Origin of the sequence: Mesoflavibacter sp. CH_XMU1404-2 (assembly GCF_037029465.1) — a bacterium.
GTDB lineage: Bacteria > Bacteroidota > Bacteroidia > Flavobacteriales > Flavobacteriaceae > Mesoflavibacter.
Genome location: NZ_JAYMEM010000026.1, coordinates 573,446 through 592,611, shown reverse-complemented (window position 1 = coordinate 592,611; position 19,166 = coordinate 573,446). Strand labels below are relative to the sequence as shown.

The following is a 19,166-nucleotide window of genomic DNA, read 5'->3' as shown; positions in this document are numbered from 1 at the left end:
AAGAACTGAATAAGATGATGAAAAAAGTAAAAATAAACTTTATAGAGGCTGCAATGAAATACCGTCAGGTAACCATTGTACTTACGATATTGTTAATGATTTTGGGAATATATGCTTTAGCGACTATGGCTCGAAGTGAAGATCCACAAATTACGGTTCGTAAAGGTTTGGTAATAGCAGCTTTTCCTGGCGCAGACGAGTTGCAGGTAGAACAACAATTAACCAATCAGATTGAACAGTTTTTATTTGGTTTTGAGGAGGTTAGAAAGGAAAAAACAATTTCTGAAACAAAAGAAGGACAAGTAATTGTAACAGTTGAGTTAAATGAAAATGTAAAAGATACTGATGGTTTTTGGGCGACTTTACAACATGGTTTAAATACCACATTTAGGCAAAATTACACACTTCCTCAAGGAATGATTGGCCCAATAGTAAATAGTGACTTTGGAGACGTAGTTGCACAAATGATAACAGTTTCCGCACCAGGACGCAGTTATGCAGAAATTGAAACGTATTTAGATGAGTTAGAAGATGGTTTAAAAACCATTAACGAAACATCAAAAATAAAACGTTATGGAGGACAAAAACAGCAGATTTACGTAACGGTACAAGACGAAAAAATGAAACAATATGGTTTCGATTTTTCAACTATTGCTCAAGTTATTCAAATGCAAAATAATACTGGATATTCTGGTGGTATTACTTTAGAAGATTCTGAGGTCTCTGTTTTTGCCAAAAATCAATATAAAAATGAAGCTGATTTAGGTAATCAAATTGTGTATAGTAGTCCAGATGGTAAAGTGGTTCGCTTAAAAGATGTGGCATCTATTGAACGTCGTTACGAAGAAGTGTCAAGCTTTATTAAAGTTGATGATCAAAAAGTAATGATGTTAACTGTAGAGATGCAACCAGGTAATAACATCGTCCAATTTGGAGAGAAAATAACAGAAAAAATCAATGAAGTAAAAAAACAATTACCTCAAGATGTTCAAGTTACTACTATTGTAGATCAGCCTTCAGTTGTAAAAGGAAGTATTAGCCACTTTATGCTAGAATTTGTTATTGCAATTGTAGCAGTAATTATTGTGGTAATTCTGTTATTACCATTCAGGGTGGCAATAGTTTCGGCAGTGGCATGTCCTATAGCTATTGTTATAACATTTGGAGTTTTAAATGTTATTGGTATAGAAATTCATCAGGTAACATTAGCAGCCTTAATTATAGTATTGGGTATGGTAGTGGATAATGCCATTGTAGTTGTAGATAATTACATTGAAAAATTAGATGAAGGAGAAGATAGATGGACAGCTGCTTGGCAAAGTGCTACTCAATTAATGGTGCCAATTTTTACAGCAACCATGGCAATTATTTTTGCTTTCTTACCATTAGCTTTTTTCTTAAATGGCTTAGCTAAGGAATTTATACAAGCTTTACCTATTGCTGTTGCTGTTGCACTATTTGCTTCGTTGTTAGTAGCATTATTGTTAACACCATATATGTGCTATGTCTTTATAAAAAAAGGATTAAAACACAAGGTAAGTGATGGAGATAAAAAAAGTATGTTAGATAGGTTGCAGCATGTATTTAACAATGCATTAGATTATAGCTTTAGATGGCCAAAAGCAACATTATTTATTGGTTTTTTATCTGTTGTATTAGCAGTTTTAGTAGCAATGGGATTAGAGCAGGAATTGTTTCCAACTGCAGAAAGAAATCAGTTTAACATAGAAGTTTGGTTACCTAATGGAGGAAATTTAAAACAAACGGAAGATGTAGTAACACGTGTTGAGAATGAAATAAAACAAGATGAAAGAGTTTTGGGTGTAGCTAGTTTTGTTGGTACTAGTTCCCCAAGATTTCATTCTACGTATGCACCAGAATTTCCTCGTAAAAACTTTGCCCAAATATTTATCACTACAACAGGTAAAGAAGCTACACAAGAATTGGCAGATGAATACATTAAAAAATTCGAAGGTTTTGTTCCAGATGGTTATATACGTATAAGGCAACTTTCAATGAAAGAAACACCAGCACCTGTTGAAGTAAGAATTGTAGGTGAGGATTTAAACAAGCAAAAACAAGTAGCTGAGCAAGTAAAAACAATTTTAGAAGATGCACAAGGTACAAACTGGGTAAGAACATCGTATCAAGATGATTATTATGGAGTAAAAGTAAATTTAAATGACGATAAGGCAAATCGTTTAGGAGTAACAAATGCAATGGTTTCGCAAACTTTGGGAGCAGGCTTAAAAGGATATCCAGTTTCTACGTTATATGAAGGAGATAAAGCTATTGATATTCTTTTACGTTTTGATGCTGAAAACCGTGAAAATTTTAACGATTTAGGAGCTTTAAACATACCTACAGTATTTGGTACAAAAGTGCCTTTAAGAGAAGTGGCAGACATTACACCTGAATGGCATACAGGAGCCATTACACATAGGAATGGTTTAAGAACATTAACGGTTAGAGCTGAAGCACAATTGGGTATAAAAGCTGCCACAATACAGAATGATATTATGCCTAAAATTAATGCATTACAATTACCAGACGGCATATCAATCAACTATGGAGGTGAGTACGAAAGCACTAATGAAACTGCACCACACATGATGGCATCTTTAGGTATAAGTTTAATACTCATCTTTTTAGTGCTTTTATTTCAATTTAAGGATTTTACAAAAGTATTAATTGTTTTAGCAACATTTCCGTTGAGTTTATTAGGAGCATTCTTGGGGCTGTTACTTACAGGTAATCCAATTGGTTTTACGGCTTTTATGGGAATTATCAGTTTAATAGGTATCGTAGTAAGAAACGGAATTATTTTGGTGGATTATGCAGATGAGTTGGTGTTAGAACACGGTTATACCGTAAAAGCTGCGGCTAAAGCTTCAGGTAAAAGACGAATGCGTCCAATCTTTTTAACATCTGCAGCAGCAGCTATTGGTGTTGTACCTATGATTATTGGTAAATCACCACTATGGGCACCTTTAGGAAGTGTATTAGCAGTTGGTTTAATAGTTTCTATGGTATTAACCTTATTTATAGTACCTATACTCTATTACAAATTTGCTAATCCGCAACCAGATGAAGTACATCCTCATCCTGATGCAGAAGTATTTGAAACCATTTTGTATAAACCTAAAAAGAAGAGTAGAACACTTCGCAAATTAGAAGTGATGAAGCATAAATTAAAAAAACGAATCAAGAAATAAAGAAAAAGGCTATAGAACTACTATTTTAAAAGATTAATAGCAATTTACCCCTTTTAAATAAGACAGTAGTTTCTATAGTTGTTTTAGAAAAACTTAAAACAAATTATGAGTACACATAAATATACGCTATCACTAGTTTTTTTGTTGGTTTTCACCACTTTTCACCAGGCTATAGCCCAAGATAGGTTGTTGAGTTTAGAAGAAGCAAAGTCAATGGCCTTATCTAATAATAAAAAAATTAAAAAAGCAGATAAGACCATTGAAGCAGCTAAAGCTGCAAAGGCATCGGTTTATGCATCAGACAAACCCTTCGTAGAGGCAAGCGGTATGGGAGTTCATGTTGGAGACCCAATAAATACATTACTGCCAGAGTTTTTCGCAAACGCCTCTTTAGGAGTAACTCAAGTAATTTATGCAGGTGGTAAAATAAACACGGCTAAAAAAATGAGTTCTACAGCAGTGGATTTGTATACTTCACAAAAAGAACTAACAGATAGCGAAGTGCTTTTAGATGTTGAAACAACGTATTGGCAAATAATAAATGTAAAAAGCAAAGTAGAGCTAGCTAATAAATATAAAGCGTTATTAACAGAATTATTAAAAGATTTAACTAACTCATACAATGCCGGTATTATATATAAAAACGATGTTTTACGTGTACAAGTACAATTAAACCAGGCAGAACTAGATTTAACAAAGGCAAATGATGGGCTTAAACTGCTAAAGCTGAAGATGGCACAATTAACAGGTATGCCCAACATAGATTTTTTAGTAAAGGACACTATTAGTAATAATGTTATTTTATTAGATGAAGTTTCACAATCAACAGCAATTGATAATAGACCAGAAATAAAAATGCTTAAAAAAGCTGTTGAGATTGAAGAGTTACAATCTAAAATTTTAGAAGCTGATAGAAAGCCAACAATTGGGCTTAATGTAAGCGGAATCTATGCTAACGGCAAACAAATTAATTTCACAGATGGAAGTAATGATTTAACCTCTTACTACGGTTTGTTAAATGTCAACATACCCATATTTGATTGGGGAAGCAGAAAGCAAAAAGTGAAAGAACAAGAATTTAAAGTTGAAGCACAAAAATTAGAATTGGAAGAAACCGAAGAATTATTGTCACTTCAAATTCAAAATGCCTATTTAGAGCTTCAACAGGCAATACAAAAAGTTGAAATTACAGAAAAATCATTACAACAAGCTGATGAAAATTTAAGATTAAATCAAGATCGCTTTGATGCTGGAACCGTAACAGGAAAAGATGTTTTAGAAGCTCAAGTGCTTTGGCAGCAAGCATATTCAGACGTTATTGATGCTAAAGCAAATTATCGAATAAGTGAAGCCAATTATAAAAAAGCAATTGGAGATTTTAAATAAAAAAAGATTAACCTTAAAAAATAAACAAAATGGAAAAAAAATCACAAAAACCAATTAGAGTAAGAATAGCTGAAAAGCTAATAAAAGATCAACAAGAATTAGACCGTTTAGCGGTTCAAGTTTCTCTTGGTAAAGCAGAAATGAATGATGAATTTAAAAAGGCAAAAGCAGATTTAAAGAAAAATATTCATGAAGTTAAAATTGAACTAGCTCACGAACTTAAAGAAACAGAGGTGTTTATAAAAAACAATTTAGAAAAAATTGAAGAACACTTAGATGAAGATGTTACTTATTCAAAAGAAGCTTTTGAAACGCAAAAGAAAAATATTGTTAATGCTATTAATGATGCGAAGAAAAGTATTAAAAATAGCCCTCAAACTAAAAGAACAAATCAATTATTTAATGCTATTTCTCAAAAATCCAAGTTACAACTAGAACTTTTGGAAAAAAACATATCAGGAAAAAAAGTTGAACTAACACAAGAATATAAGAATAGTATGGAAGCAGCTACCGAAAAATTCAAAGAATTTGCTTCAAAACTTGATGAGGAAAAAGAACAGGCTACAGAAAAGTTGGACAACTTTAAAAAAGAAGTATCACAATCTTACAAACATTTAAAAAAAGCGTTTAAGTCTCTATAATAAAAAACAATCCTTGTCATTAAAACGTCAAGGGTTGTTTTAAAATAATAAAATGAGTAAACTAGGTTTAGCACTTTCTGGAGGCGGTATTCGTGGTATGGCACATCTTGGCGTGTTACAGTATTTAACAGAGTTAGGCATAAAACCTTCTGTTATTTCTGGTACAAGCGCAGGTGCTTTAGTTGGAGCATTTTATGCAGCAGGCTTTGAGCCTAAACAAATTTTTAAAATAGGAAAATCTGAAAAATTCTTTAATTATTCAAGCCTATTTAAACGACAAGGTGTAGGATTATTTTCAACAGATATATTCGAGAATATAATTAAAAAACATATTGCTCAGGAAACGTTGGAGTCATTAGAAATTCCATTATTTATCACAGCAACAGATTTGAATAACGGAAAATTAAAAATTTTTAATGAAGGTTCATTAGCCACAGCTGTAAAAGCTTCTTGTTGTGTACCATTGGTTTTTCAACCTGTTTTATTTGAAGGAATCTACCTTAGTGATGGTGGTATTTTAAATAATTTTCCTGTAAATATTTTAGAAGGTAAAGTCGATAAAATTATTGGCGTCAATGTAAATCGCATAAACACCATAGAAGGTAAAATAGGTTATAAACAAATTATTGAAAGAACAGTTCAAATAGCAATTGGCAACTCTGTAGAAACTCAAAAATATAAATGCGATGTATATATAGAACCACCAAGTATTAGAGACTATGGAATTTTCGATTTCAAAAAAGCAGATGAAATATACCAGACTGGGTATGTTTATGCTAAAGAAAAAAAGAATGAATTGTTACGTTTCCTTGATTAATTTATTTTCTATTGAAAACAAACAAATAGAATTTTGTATGAAAACTTTTTTTTCTTTTTTCTTTTGCTTTTTTATTAATTCCATCCTCTTTTCACAGGAAAATTACCCGGTACCTGAAAAAACAGCATCAAGACTTTTTTATATACAACATAGTAATAACTATAATACTTATGTATATGATGCAAATATGGAAGGAGATTTTATTAGCACTGAGAATCCAATTAATGAGTATAGAATAGTCTATACAGAAGACGGTGCTAAAAAACCATTGAATAAAATTCAAAAGCAATTTGCTTACGGAATGATTACGAAATTAATTGCGCCAAATCTTATAGAAATGCATTTGGCAGCATCATCAAAGTTAAAATTCTATCTCACTTTTAGTGATAAAGAAAAACCTAGAGTTTATGTAACTATAAACAAGTGTAAACTATACTTAGATAGCATGTTTGTTCAACTTAAAGAAGGTTCAACTTCCCTAAAAACAAAAGCTAAATATGTTTTGTTCTCAGGAAAAGATTTTATTACCGGCGAAAATGTAGTAGAAAAATTAATAGTAAAATAACTTCAAAATTCTATGAAGTTATCTAAGACATAATAACAAAACCATATGATAGAATTTTACAACAACTATAAGCAGTCCATTTTTTATATGTTTATCGTAATTGCTGTGGTGGTGTTTTTACGTTTTTTAACAAAATTATTGCACAATAAACTTGAAAAGCTAGCGCTTAAAAAATACCCTAATGAAGACCCAAAAACAATCCATTTAACCAAACGTATTTTAAATGCACTTTGGATCGTCTTAGGGATTATGGCTCTTGCTTTTATTTTTATCGATGAAGAACATTATAAGACGGCCACAACCAATTTTTTCCTTGTCTTGTATTTGGGTGTTATTGCAGTGCTAACCCTAGTAATAGCCTCTTTTGTGCAATTATGGTTTTCTAAAAAAATAAAAGAAAAGACAGCACAACAACAAGATGCTACAAGTTATAAGTTTTTAAGGTATGTAGCAATTGTTTGTGTTTACTTTCTTGGAACATTATTAGCAATACTAGCTTTTCCATCATTAAGAGATATAGCTCAAACCGTTTTAAGTGGAGCAGGTATTATTGCTATTATAGCTGGAGTTGCTTCTCAAGAAGCACTAGCAAACCTTATAGGCGGTTTTTTTATTGTTTCGTTTAAGCCTTTTAAGATAGGAGATATTATTAAGGTAGATCAAACCATGATAGGTACCGTTACCGACATTACATTGCGCCATACTGTAATTAGAGATTATGAAAATAAGATGATAGTAATTCCTAATGCCATTATAAACAAAGAAAAATTAGTCAATTATGATTTAGGGGAACGCAAGTGTTGTCAATGGATTGAAATAGGTATTTCTTATGACAGCGACATCGATTTGGCAAAACATATCATAAGAGAAGAATGTGAAAGCCATCCATATTTGATAGACAATAGAAGTGAATTAGATAAATATAATAATGAAAAAAAAGTAAAGGTACGTGTTATTGGTTTAAATGATTCTGAGGTTACTTTAAGAGCTTGGGCTTGGGCAAACAATTTTGAAGAAGCATTTGCAATGAAATGTGATCTCTACGAAAGTGTTAAAAAACGTTTTGATAAAGAAGGTATAGAAATACCGTTTCCACATCGCACTTTGGTTTTTAAAGATAAGGTCTCACAAACAACACAAAGCTCAAGTTAAATCTATAATAGGCAAAACAAAACATATAAATCATAATGGGAAATAATACTAATAAAATAACTAGAACTATTAAAATAGCTTCGGTACTCTCAAAATATGGATTCGAAGATATTATTTCACATAGTAGTATCGACAAGATAATACCTAAGAAATTTATTCATGCAAATGAAAAAATAGATAGAATAAAATCACTTTCTGTTTATGCACGTATTAGAATGGCTATTTCAGATTTGGGACCAACTTATATAAAATTAGGGCAATTATTTAGTGATAGAGATGATTTATTACCCTCTGAACTTACCGCAGAATTAAAAAAACTTCAAAATAATGCTGGCGAAGATTTTATAAATGTAAGAGAAAAAATAGGTAAAGAATTACAAATTAACCCAGATGATTTTTTTGAATCTATAGATGAAAAACCTTTTGCAACAGCTTCAATATCCCAAGTTTTTAAAGCGCAATTAAAAACAGGAGAAAAAGTAGTCTTAAAAATAAAAAGAGAAAAAATTCAAGAAACAATAGAAGCAGATCTTTTAATAATGAAAGACCTTGCCAAAATACTCGAAAACTATAATGCAGAAAGTAAGAAGATAAATTTATATAAAATTGTTCATACGTTTGAAAAATCAATCCATACAGAACTTTCATTCTTGCAAGAATTCGATAATATTGAACGTTTCAGAAAAGATTTTCAAGAAGATGAAAACTTGTATGTGCATAAAACATTTAAGCATTTGTCTAATAATAATATTCTGTGTTTAGAATTTATAGAAGGCATTAAGATTACGGACATATCTTCACTAGAAAATCAAGGGTTTGATACTAATCAAGTAGCTATGGTAGGCTTTGATATGTATATGCAACAAGTATTAAAGAATGGTTATTTTCATGCAGACCCACATCCAGGAAACATTTTTGTAACATACAAAGGAGAGATTTCTTTTATAGATTTTGGTATTATGGGAAGGTTAATGCCTTCAGATATCGAGCATATCGAAGATTTCTTACAATATCTTATAAATAAGGATGCTAAAAAATTAATATCTACGCTAAAAAAAATAGCGGTATCATATTCTGTAAAAAATCAAAAACAATTAGAACGAGATGTTTATCAAATTTTTGAAATTGTGGATGAGTCTTCATTAAATAAAATTGATTTAACCTTAATTATAAAAAAATTAAAAGAAATATTTAAACAAAATGAAGTAGAGTTTCCTGATTACGTTTATCTTTTACTGAAAGGGATTGCATTAATTGAAGGTATAGGTAGAAAATTAAACCCAAATATTAATGTTTATCAAATAATAGAACCATATGCTATTGAAGTTATCCAAAAAAAACTTTCCCCAAAATATAACTTTTTTAAAGGTATAAAAAGACTACAAAATGTTTCAGAACTTCTAGGGGATTTACCTAATGAAATACAATCTATAGTTCACAAAATTAAAGAGAACGATATAGAAGTATCGCACAAGATAAAAGGTATTGAGTTAGTTGCAAGTACAGTAGATCGTCTAGTAATAGCAATAATTTTAGCAGCACTTTCAATTGGTTCTGCAATACTAGTATTGGCAGATATGCCCCCAAAAATTTATGATATACCTGTTCTTGGTTTTTTGGGTTTTACAATTTCATTACTTCTAGGGATATACATAGTTATTTCAATGTTGAAAAAGGATAAATCATAGGTGTAATATTACATATAACTTATGAAAGAAAATACCAACATATCTCAAATAGTAAATAACATTAAGGATTATACTTTTGAAATTATAGATAAAGAATCTGATAAAAATTTATACACTACAATTAGTAGAGTGTATAGAATTGAAAAAAATATTAACACAATAATTAAAGAGGATAGAATTGAGAATATTGATATAGATTGTTTATACCTAGCTAATTATGTGTTAAACATAGAACAAGCCACTACAAAAGCTAATACATTAAATTTTAAGGACAGCGAAACATCAATAAATGAAATATTAGATAGTCTTAGATTAAAATTCAAATTAAATAGTGAAACTGTAAATAGAGTAAAGACAATTATTATAGAATCATTTCCTTTTAACGAAACAAAATTATTAGAGTCTAAAATCATTTCAGATGCTAACATCATGGATTTTGCTGGCAGTCAAGGAAGAGATAGGTTAAAAAAAATGTATGAGCAGATGATTTTAAAAGATTTTAAACTATCTAAAAGTAATTGGTACGATACACTTTTTGGTATTTTAGATAATTATAAGACAACTACCCATTTTGGTCAAACCCATGTACAGCCATCAATAGATAAGCTTTACAAATCTTTAAGAAAAGAAAGAAAGGATCACAAAAATCATACAAATTTAATTTTACAAAAAGAGTTAAAAATTAGTGATCAAGAAATTAAAAAGTTAAAAAAAGATATAGGTAAAATTAAGGGTAGAGATGATAGAGGCATTCAAACTTTATTCAGAAATACCTCAAGAAACCATTACACCTTAAATAAGATGGTTGACGGAAAAGCACGTATAATGATTACGATAAACTCAATTATACTATCTCTAATATTAGGAGGTATTATAGGTAAATCTTCTAATGAAGTAGTTTTAAATATTCCTTCAATCATTTTTGCGGTAACTAATTTAATATCCATAGCATTTGCTATTATTTCTATAACACCTAATAAAACACAAGGAAACTTTACCGAAGAAGATATAAGAAGTAAAAAAGGAAACTTACTCTATTTCGGAAACTTTCATAACATGCATTATCGTGATTTCGAATGGGCTTTCTTACAATTATTACAAGACAAAGATTATCTGTACACATCAATGATCAAAGATTTCTACTATCAAGGTCAAATCTTGCAGGTAAAAAACAAACTTATTAGAATATCGCTCTATACATTCTTATTAGGTTTGGTAGTAGCAATAGTTTCTCATTTTGTTATTTACTGGTTATGATTTATATACAAGCAAAACAAATTCTTTTTTAAATTTTTAATATGAAGAGAAATAGTAAAAATATCATTTTAGAATATTCTAAGAACAAGTGTTTTAGTCATAAAATATACTTCATAAATGTAATACACCTTTAAATTAAACTCTAACGTATGCTTTACAAAATATCATATGCGTTTTCACTTCTACCGTTAAGACTGTTGTATCTGATATCAGATGTCTGTTATTATTTGTTGTATTATGTTGTAAAATATCGTAGAAAAACGGTATCAGAAAACATTAAGAATTCATTTACCAGTCTAAACAAAAAAGAAAGGCTAATTATTGAGAAAAAATTTTACAGAAATTTCTGCGATAATTTTATTGAGACATTAAAACTTTTGTCGATATCAAAAGAAGAATTGCATAGCAGGATCTCTGTAGATTATTCTGAATTAATAAACATAATATCTCAAAAGAAAAATTGTCATGTTTATTTGGGGCATCAGTTTAATTGGGAATGGGCGAATTTACATATTTCAAGTGTATTAGAAGACAATGTTATAGTTGCCTATAAACCTATAAAAAATAAAAAATTTAATAGCTTAATGAAGAAAATGAGGAGCCGATTTGGTTCAAAATTGGTTTCATCAAAAACATTAAAACGAGAGATTGAAAAATTCAAAGACAATCCACATGTATTAGTTTTAGTTGCAGACCAAACCCCAAAAATTTCAATAAAAAGTTATTGGACAAATTTTTTAAACCAAAAAACAGCCTTTTTAAGTGGAGCTGAACTTTATACGGCATCAAACAAAACCACTTCTTTTTTTGCAAACATTATTCGTTTAGATAGAGGTTATTACAAATTTGTTATAACACCTCTTTTTAATTTTTCAGAACAATATCAAGTTGGATTAATTACACAATTCTATGCCAAAAAATTAGAAGAATCAATAAATAAAAACCCCGAAAACTACCTCTGGAGTCATAGACGTTGGAAACGAAAATATAAAGATGAATATAAAAGACGATGGATTGGAAATTTATCATAACAAAAAAATAGAGTATGGCTTTTAAAAGAAAAAAAATGATTTTAGAACAGTCTGCCAATATGTTTTTTAATTATGGAATCCAGCATATTACAATGGATGATATTGCAAAAAAATGCGGTGTGTCTAAAAAAACAATTTATAAATATTTTGAAAATAAAGACGATTTATTACATCAAGTTATAGAATTACAAATAAAAGAGCTGAAAAAAGAAATTTTTGAAAACAAACAAATAAGCAAAAATGCATTACAAGAATTAATACTTTTTTTTGATTATATAAATGAGCTTTCTTTTAACATATCTGCTTCATTTGGCAAAGAATTAAAAAAATACTATCCAACAATTTTCTTAGAAGTTGTTAAACACAAAAATATTATAGTAATACCTTTTCTTAGAGAAAATATCATTAAGGGTAAACAAGAAGGGTATTATAAAATGGATATAAACACAGAAGAAATTTGTGAATCTTTTAATGATATTTCTAAAATCATTTTTTTGGATGGTTTTTTCTACAATCCAGGAACAAACCAAAATACGCTTAAGTTTTTAAACTCATTGTTTTTACATAGGTTGGTGTCGGTAAAAGGATTAGAAATGTTAAATGAGTTTAATAAAAATAAAACTATTTGAGTTCAAAAATAAATAACCTACTAACTAATCTTAATGATCAATTAAACTTCATAGATTTAGAAATCGATAATCAATCTACTCGATGTGAAAAAGCAATAGAAATCATTCTAAAAACTATAGACTCATTAAGAGGCGTTTTGTTAAAAACAAAGTTTAAAACAGATGCAGAAGAGATAAAATTCTTTAAAGAAATTAAACCCCAGTTTACATCCAAGTTAATTTATTACAATACAATTTTTAAAATTGAAATGAAAAGACCAAACGGAGGTAGCCGAATTGTAAAAAAATATTATAACAATGAATTGGTTAAACTGAAAGCATTTTTTGACAATGAATTAGAGTTTTATAAATACTACCGTTCAGGTAGTACATACCTAGATCATAAATACTTTTTACGTAGTAAGTTCGACATTAAAATGTCGTTATCTAGCTACTACTTTGAAGCAGATACAAACTTTTCAACCTCACATGATTATAAAGTAGCTAAGATACTAGCCAACGATTTAATTCAATTGTATTTAGAAAATAATTTAGTATTAATTGGTAGTAAAGACAATGGCGAAAAATCACAACGCAAACCGAACTTGAAAATGATTTGGACAAGCCCAAAAGTAGCCTTAATTGAGCTGGTTTATGCATTACACACAGAAGGTGTCTTTAATAATGGTGCTGCTGATTTAAAAGATATTGCAGAATATTTTGAACATATTTTTGAAATAGATTTAGGGCAATACCGTCGTACATTCCTTGAAATTAGGACTCGGAAAGCCGATAGAGCAAAATTTCTTACCACATTAAATAAAGGATTGCTAAAACGAATGGAAGATACCGATGAAGGGATTTAGGTAAAATCGTTCACAACACAATCCCCGTTGTGAATAAACAAAATCAATTCCCTTCATATTTGCCAAACGAAAGTCAAATCACATTAATAGCTACTGCTGCGAATGTTATGTTCAAAGCGGTAGCTATTTTAAACTAAAAACTTTACTATGGCAGCAACAATTATCACTACCGAAGATCTTCGAGAGTTTAAAGAAGAATTACTGGAAGATATTAAAGCAATCATTAACCACCAATCAGGTTTTGCACCTAAAAAATGGCTCAAATCACCAGAAGTAAGAGACCTTTTAAGTATCTCACCAGGAACATTACAAAATCTTCGTATAAATGGTACACTACCCTACACAAAAGTTGGAGGTGTTATCTATTACGACTACGAAGAAATCCTTAAAGTAATGGAAGAAAACCGCATTCATAATAAGTTTTAATTCCCGCAAAGGCGGGAATCTCATTAATGCTAACTTAAACTGTCACCTTGAGCGCAGTCGAAAGGTTGTTTCAGTATCTCATAAAAATGAAAGGTAACGTCACTTCGAGTGATTTTGTTTCACAAAATTGTATCGAGAAGTCAACTTATGCAAGAAATAAATTACATCAAACATCTCAACGCAGTTTTCAGTCAATTTTCTAAAGACAGTCGCTTAAATCCAACCCACATAAGCTTATATATAGCCTTATTCCAGTTATGGAATTTAAACCGATTTTTAGAAGAGTTCTTTATAAACCGTGATGAGGTTATGCAATTATCTAAAATAGGTTCAAAATCTACCTATCACAGATGCATCAAGGAATTAAACCATTGGAAATATATCGTGTATTTCCCATCTCACAATCCGTATAGAGGGAGCAAAATTAAGATGCTCAAATTTGGGACAAGTACTGGACAAGTAGTGGGACACAACTCTACTCAAATCGAGACAAGTACTGGACAAGCACTGGTACCTATATATAAACATATACAAACTATAGAAAACATAAACAGTAATAAACAGAAAAATTTAAAAAAATTAGATTTTAACGATTCTGAAAATGATTTAAAACAAAATAGTAGTGTCCCAAATATGGACAACCTTAAGACAACTAAAAATAAAAACTACAACGAACCTCTTTGACACATTGTGTCATCCTGAACTTGTTTCAGGATCTCATCGTCATTACGAACAAAGTGAAGCAATCTCATAAATACAAGTATGAACACAAATCAACCTCACATAATCATCGAAAAAGGAGTCCAATACAAACTTGGCGAGTTAAAAGACAATTGTATTCAGTATGATTTCAAAAGCATACTCATTTACCTCGATGCAAAAGGGAAATTGATGTTTGGCAAAAACTTCAAGATTTATGAAGAAGATGAGGTGGTGCTTTATAAACTATGCATTTATTTCATTCGTGATTTTGAAGCCTGTGCAAAACTAAATATAGATCCAAACAAGGGGATTTTATTATCGGGTCCTGTTGGTTGTGGTAAAACCAGTTTAATGAAATTATTAAGGAACATCGTACCACACCAAAAATCTTACGAATTAATCCCAGCAAGAAACATCACGTTTGCTTTCAATAATATTGGTTACAAAACCATTCAAGAATACGGCAACAGTAATTTTTATTGTTTTGACGATTTAGGAGTAGAAACCATCGGAAGACATTTTGGAAAGGACTGCAATGTTATGGGCGAAATCCTCTTATCACGCTACGATTTGTTTGTAAGAACCTGTCACCCCGAGCGCAGTCGAGGGGTCAGAACCCACGCAACTACAAACCTAAACGCACAAGAACTGGAAGAACGCTATGGCAACCGTGTACGTTCCAGAATGCGACAGCTCTTTAATTTGATTGCATTTGATAAGGAAAGTAAAGACAAGAGAATTTGAGAAAAACTTGAAAATGATTTCATAGATTTGTTGTTATGTTAAATGAAAAAAATATAAAATCACTTATTGCTTCAGGAGAGGGTTATAATGTTGAATTTAAGGTTAGTATTCCAAGCAAAATTAAAGATGTTACTGAAGAAATTTGTGCTTTTGCTAATGCAGCAGGAGGAACACTTCTTTTAGGAGTGGACGACAACAATATTGTTCAAGGTGTTGTTTTTAATAATGTGAAACGTTCTGCGCTTCAAAATTCAATTAATGAAATTTCACCCGCTTTACATTGTGAGATTTATACTGTAACTGTAGATTCCAAAGATGTTGTAGTTATTGAAGTTCCCTCTGGAGACAATAAGCCCTATGTTTTATCTGGTGCAATTTATGTTCGTCAAGGGCCTAACTCGCAAAAATTGACAACCGTTGAAGAAATGAGAGATTTTTTTCAACAAGCCGATAAAATTTACTTTGATGAAGCACCTTGTAAGGCAATTGATATTAATCAAGACGTTCCTGATAATAATATTAATCAGTTTAGAGCTTTAGCTGGATTAGGCACTACAGTTTCAAACGAACAAGTTTTCAATAATCTTAAACTGATTACTAAAGAAGGATTATTAAAGAATGGTGCGGCTTTATTCTTTGCTGAAAACCCGGAACAGTTTTTCGAAAAGGCCGTAATACGTTGTATAGCCTTTGATGGAGTTGATAAGCGTTTTATTGAAGATGATAAAGTAATGACAGGCTCATTATACAATCAATATTTGCAATCAATGTCTTGGTTAAAGAAAAAGTTAGATGTACGTTATGATATTGAGGGAGCAGGTTCCCAACCTAGAAAAGAAATCTGGGAAATTCCGGAAACCGTTTTTAAAGAAGCTATAATTAATGCGCTGGCTCATAGAGATTATTATGATAAAGGAGCTCGTACTACTATTGAGGTATTTAATGATAGAGTTGAGATTTCTAATCCTGGAGGGTTAATTAGTGGTATTCCTAAAAATGAATTTGGTAAAAGAAGTTTAAGTAGAAATCCTTTAATATTTGGTCTATTTGAGAGAATTAGAATGGTTGAACAAGTAGGATCTGGAATTGGGAGAATGAGAGACTTAATGATTGAAGCTGATTTAACTGAACCTGAATTCAATACTGAAGGAATGTTTACTGTAACAGTTAGAAGACCTTTTGATTTTAATAAGTGGGTAGATAAGTGGGTAGATAACCTTACTGATAATAGAGTTAATATTATTAAAGCTATTCACGAAAACAGTAAAGTTTCTAAAAGAGAACTTGAAGATAAAGTTGGCTTAAGTGCTACTGCTATTGATAACAACCTTGATGCTCTAAAAGATTTAGGTCTTATAGAAAGAGTTGGTAGTGCAAAAGGAGGTCATTGGCAAATTAATTATATACTTCCTTAAGTGGGTAGAAAGGTGGGTAGAAAAATTTGAAATTAAATTATTAAAAATGATATTTAACATATACTATATCAACTTTCCGAAGGTTTACGAAATTAAAATGATGTTAAGCAATGTAATTGCATTAAGTAAAGAAAAACATTCGGATAGTAATGAAGGAAAAGAAGTTGATTATCGAGGTAAACTAGGTGTAAACTTTTTAAATATTTTTAATATAGCTGGAGCTTCACTTGATGGAGAAGCTGGACGTAAGAATATTAAATCAGACTCACAGAAAGTTCTTGAAACTTTTGAAATTAAAACTACAAAGTCTGTTATTCTAAATGAAATCATTGAAAAAAGTAAATTGACTACTAACTTCAACGATATTAAAGAAGGTAGCTTAATAAAAGTAGATAATGTCAATCTTACATTAGAAAATGAACCAGAATTAAGAACAGTTAAACTATTTACAAGTGGTTCGTTTAAAGGAATGAATATTCCTGGTGCTAATGGTTTTGATATTAATAATTTATTTAACTCAATGTTTAAAGATTACGCATATAAAATGAAAGGTGTAATTGAGGAAAGTGATGACGAAATACTTGTCAAAATTCCATTAACTTTTGAAAGTGAATTTGAGAGCTCGTATAGTGTTGATGATTTATTTATAGGTAAAGTCTCAATAGTTGGTTTATATAAAGGGAAGATAAAAGTTGATTCTCTAAAAAACTCTTTAGAATTCTTTCAAGAAATTGGAACTATGCAAAATATGATGAATAACAACCAAGATGAAGTAAAGGAAATTCAAGATAGTCAGTATACAAAGGCTAAAGAAAATTCGGCTTTTCTTTTTGCAAGTTCCAAAGATGGAGATAAAGAGTTTCATTATATAGATTTATTAGCAATTATTCAAAATGTATCAATTCCAAACTAAATTTAATTAATGAGGACTCAATTGCTATTTTTCGATAAACTATATTTTGACTTTTATAAAAAATTGAAGGTCGAAGAAGGAAAAGAAATTATAAGCATAACTGAAGGCTTATTGAACTTCGATAAAATAGATGAAGTTAATGAGTACACTCAAATAGTTGATATATCTTCTTTGATAAGTTTAGAGAGGATTCAATATAATGCGGAACTAGTTTTACCAAAGTTTCCAGAAGATACCATCTTTATTGCTGATAAAAAGCACAAAGAGTTATTCGAATACGAATTAAGGTATTGTTTTGAAGATTTTATTGATATTGATTCAATAGAAGATATTGATGTTGAATACAGTGTAGTTGACAACACAGTAAAATCAAAAAACTTAAAACATAGAAAAATAATCGATCTCAATAGTGAGGAGATAAATGAATTTATAAATTCATTTTCTAATCGGATTTATGGTCACGAAAAATTTAAAGACGATTTTACAGAGTTAATTAGAAACTTTAGAGTATTCAATAAATTAGGCGAGCATAAAATTCTATCATTGTTTTTAATGGGAGATTCAGGTGTCGGGAAAACTGAAGTTGCAAGAGCAATACACAAATCACTTGGCGGTAAGAAAAAGCTAGCAAAAATCAATTTTGGAAATTATAGCAGTGATAATGCATTAAATTCACTTATAGGTAGTCCTAGAGGTTATGTCGGAAGTGAAGCTGGGGAGCTTTTCATAAGAGTTAAAGAATCTGATATTGGAATAATACTCATAGATGAGTTTGAAAAATCAAATTCAACGTTATTTAACTATTTTTTAGATGTATTGGAGAGTGGAAAAATGATCAGTTCTATGGCTGAAGAAATTAATCTTGATGGATTCATAATTATTTTTACATCCAATATTAGTAAAGAAGAATTTCCTAAAAGAATATCACCTGAATTAAGGTCAAGATTTGATTATAAAGGGTATTTTATGCCTTTGTTTCATAGTCACAAAGAAAAGTTTGTTGAATTTAGGATTAAAAATATTATTGAAAAATTTAATAATAGTTTTGAATTTGAATTACCAGAAAACATTACAACAAATATTCTTTCACAAATTAATGTAGGTAAATACAAGAATATGCGTGACCTGAATAAAAAGATAAAAGATACATTTGTCAAATCTGTTATGGAATTATTGGTAAAAGAATAAATTTCCCCACAAACCAAAACCCAGTTTTTTCGTTCCTCAAAACCCTCTGTCTTTTGGTTTGTTCCGCTTCCCCTTCTCATGTAGTGTTTAAATTGCCAACGCTTATGCAGCACATTACAGCTTGCTTACTCGTACCTCGTTCACAACTGTAAAGAGCTGCACTTTGCCAAAAGCTATTAATTTAAACACTACCCAAAGCTATGTTTACATAACGGGTAGTTATAGTAGCATTCATTTAGTTTCTGTACTATAACGCCATTATGTAAAATAGCCCCTTATCCACAGCTCAAATACGTTCTCAAATTAAAATGAGGGTTATTCACGAGCACCATAAAAAACAATAGAAATGAAGCGAGTAAATATCCGACATTCCCCACGCTCAATTCAGAACTGACATTGAAATTTAGAACACACAATTTTTCCATCTTTTCCCCACCACCCATTTCAACGGTGTAGGTTACAGCAATTATTAATGTTTTGCCTTGTGTCTGCGGTAGGATGCATTACATTCGCTCAATCCCTTATCAGGGTATCGCTCTTTTCATTTACCCA

General features: G+C 30.4%; 17 protein-coding genes. All 17 read left to right on the top strand.

Translation table 11 applies throughout. The annotated features are described in order from the left end of the window. Positions 1–14: 14 nt before the first annotated feature. Entirely contained in the window at positions 15–3,215 is a 3,201-nt protein-coding gene (locus WA327_RS11170) for an efflux RND transporter permease subunit (RefSeq protein ID WP_336069739.1), read from the top strand. Positions 3,216–3,320: 105 nt separating this feature from the next. Continuing rightward, positions 3,321–4,601: a TolC family protein gene (locus tag WA327_RS11165; protein ID WP_336069737.1), complete on the top strand. Its 1,281-nt coding sequence runs from the start codon at positions 3,321–3,323 to the stop codon at positions 4,599–4,601. 29 nt (positions 4,602–4,630) lie between these two features. After that, positions 4,631–5,242, top strand: a complete 612-nt coding sequence (locus tag WA327_RS11160; RefSeq protein ID WP_336069735.1) for a hypothetical protein — start codon at positions 4,631–4,633, stop codon at positions 5,240–5,242. Between the two features lie 52 nt (positions 5,243–5,294). Then, on the top strand, positions 5,295–6,059 hold the full coding sequence (locus tag WA327_RS11155) for a patatin-like phospholipase family protein (RefSeq protein WP_036124035.1): 765 nt from the start codon (positions 5,295–5,297) through the stop codon (positions 6,057–6,059). A 37-nt stretch (positions 6,060–6,096) separates the two neighbouring features. Then, on the top strand, positions 6,097–6,624 hold the full coding sequence (locus WA327_RS11150) for a DUF4833 domain-containing protein (protein WP_036124034.1): 528 nt from the start codon (positions 6,097–6,099) through the stop codon (positions 6,622–6,624). A gap of 45 nt (positions 6,625–6,669) precedes the next feature. Beyond that, the gene (locus tag WA327_RS11145) at positions 6,670–7,776 is read left to right on the top strand and encodes a mechanosensitive ion channel family protein (protein ID WP_036124031.1); all 1,107 of its coding nucleotides are present in this window, start codon (positions 6,670–6,672) and stop codon (positions 7,774–7,776) included. Between the two features lie 35 nt (positions 7,777–7,811). Then, positions 7,812–9,464 (top strand): AarF/UbiB family protein, encoded by a 1,653-nt coding sequence (locus tag WA327_RS11140; protein ID WP_336069732.1) that lies wholly within the window; start codon positions 7,812–7,814, stop codon positions 9,462–9,464. Between the two features lie 21 nt (positions 9,465–9,485). After that, positions 9,486–10,721, top strand: a complete 1,236-nt coding sequence (locus WA327_RS11135) for a Pycsar system effector family protein (RefSeq protein WP_336069730.1) — start codon at positions 9,486–9,488, stop codon at positions 10,719–10,721. A 149-nt stretch (positions 10,722–10,870) separates the two neighbouring features. Next, a complete protein-coding gene (locus WA327_RS11130) occupies positions 10,871–11,752 on the top strand; it encodes a lysophospholipid acyltransferase family protein (protein ID WP_336069728.1) in 882 nt (293 codons plus the stop codon). A 14-nt stretch (positions 11,753–11,766) separates the two neighbouring features. Beyond that, entirely contained in the window at positions 11,767–12,381 is a 615-nt protein-coding gene (locus WA327_RS11125; RefSeq protein WP_336069726.1) for a TetR/AcrR family transcriptional regulator, read from the top strand. Continuing rightward, positions 12,378–13,226, top strand: a complete 849-nt coding sequence (locus WA327_RS11120) for an RteC domain-containing protein (protein ID WP_036124023.1) — start codon at positions 12,378–12,380, stop codon at positions 13,224–13,226. The genes WA327_RS11125 and WA327_RS11120 overlap by 4 nt, the downstream gene beginning before the upstream one ends. A gap of 147 nt (positions 13,227–13,373) precedes the next feature. Next, the gene (locus WA327_RS11115; protein ID WP_036124021.1) at positions 13,374–13,652 is read left to right on the top strand and encodes a helix-turn-helix domain-containing protein; all 279 of its coding nucleotides are present in this window, start codon (positions 13,374–13,376) and stop codon (positions 13,650–13,652) included. 147 nt (positions 13,653–13,799) lie between these two features. Continuing rightward, entirely contained in the window at positions 13,800–14,336 is a 537-nt protein-coding gene (locus WA327_RS11110; protein ID WP_036124019.1) for a hypothetical protein, read from the top strand. 78 nt (positions 14,337–14,414) lie between these two features. Continuing rightward, positions 14,415–15,098, top strand: coding sequence for an ATPase (locus WA327_RS11105; protein WP_336069722.1), 684 nt, complete (start codon positions 14,415–14,417; stop codon positions 15,096–15,098). A 35-nt stretch (positions 15,099–15,133) separates the two neighbouring features. Next, positions 15,134–16,513 carry an RNA-binding domain-containing protein gene (locus tag WA327_RS11100; RefSeq protein WP_336069721.1) on the top strand — a complete coding sequence of 460 codons (1,380 nt, stop codon included), beginning with the start codon at positions 15,134–15,136 and terminating at the stop codon, positions 16,511–16,513. Positions 16,514–16,559: 46 nt separating this feature from the next. Further along, on the top strand, positions 16,560–17,426 hold the full coding sequence (locus tag WA327_RS11095) for a hypothetical protein (RefSeq protein WP_336069719.1): 867 nt from the start codon (positions 16,560–16,562) through the stop codon (positions 17,424–17,426). 63 nt (positions 17,427–17,489) lie between these two features. Beyond that, a complete protein-coding gene (locus tag WA327_RS11090) occupies positions 17,490–18,614 on the top strand; it encodes an AAA family ATPase (RefSeq protein WP_336069717.1) in 1,125 nt (374 codons plus the stop codon). The last annotated feature ends 552 nt before the right edge of the window (positions 18,615–19,166 follow it).